This is a genomic window from Neisseria sp. P0021.S007, assembly GCF_051956855.1.
The window spans coordinates 1-1071 of sequence record NZ_JBQCXA010000138.1 but is presented as its reverse complement, the minus strand read 5'-3'; the positions used below and the strand labels follow the sequence as shown (position 1 = coordinate 1071).

Annotated in this window: 2 protein-coding genes; both read right to left on the bottom strand. The window is 54.2% G+C overall.

Annotated elements, in window-relative coordinates; translation table 11 throughout:
- Positions 1-169, bottom strand: a 169-nt coding sequence (locus ACTHUR_RS11745; protein WP_440398689.1) for a methionine biosynthesis protein MetW, incomplete at its 3' end; no start/stop codon positions are given.
- Positions 166-1071: homoserine O-acetyltransferase MetX (metX, locus tag ACTHUR_RS11740; RefSeq protein ID WP_440398688.1), on the bottom strand; the 906-nt coding region annotated here is incomplete at its 5' end. The genes ACTHUR_RS11745 and metX, both read right to left, overlap by 4 nt.

The window sequence follows — 1071 nt, the reverse complement described above, 5'->3', positions numbered from 1 at the left end:
ACATGGCGGCGATGACGCTGTCGGTGTCGATTTCGATGCCGTAGCCGCTGCATTTTTTGTGTTCCACCAAAGCCGCCAGCAATTCGCCGTCGCCGCAGCCCAAGTCCAAGACGCGACTGCCTTCGGGAATCCAGTCGTAAATCAACTGCAAATCGTCGCGCAAATTCATGATCGGCAATCCTTGTCAACATTGTTCATATAAACCGCTACGGCGCGCATATAAGCCTCGTCTTTCATCAAAAAAGCGTCATGGCCGTGGTTGGATTTGACTTCGATATACTGCACCGGCTTGTGCGCCGCAATCAGCGCTTTGACCAACTCTTTGGAACGCGCGGGCGAAAAACGCCAGTCGGTACTGAAGCTGGCGACAAAAAATTTCGCTTTCACATTTTGCAGGGCGCGGGTCAGACTGTCGCCGAAATCCGCCGCCGGATCGAAATAGTCCAAAGCCTTGGTCATAAGCAGGTAAGTGTTGGCATCAAACCGTCCGACAAATTTGTCGCCCTGATAGCGAAGATAGGATTCCACTTCAAATTCAACGCCATAGCCGTATTGATAGCCATTGGAACGCAAATCGCGTCCGAATTTTTTGCCCAAACCGTCTTCGGCAAGATACGTAATGTGTCCCATCATGCGGGCAATCCGCAAGCCCCGTGCGGGAACGGTATTGTGGCTGCGGTAATGTCCTTCGTTGAAATCGGGGTCGGTCAAAATCGCCTGACGCGCCACATCGTTGAACGCGATATTTTGCGTGGACAGTTTCGGCGCAGACGCAATCACCAAGGCATGGCGCACGCGCTCGGGGTAAGAAATCGTCCACTGCAAAGCCTGCATACCGCCCAAGCTGCCGCCGACAATCGCCGCCCATTGTTCGATACCGAGATAATCGGCAAGCGCGGCTTGGGATTTTACCCAGTCCTTCACCGTAACCACCGGAAAATCCGCGCCGTATTCCCTGCCCGTTTCAGGATTGATCGACAAGGGCCCGCTGCTGCCGTCGCAGCCGCCCAGATTGTTCAAACCGACCACGAGAAAACTTTCCGTATCAATCGGTTTGCCGGGGCCGACCAT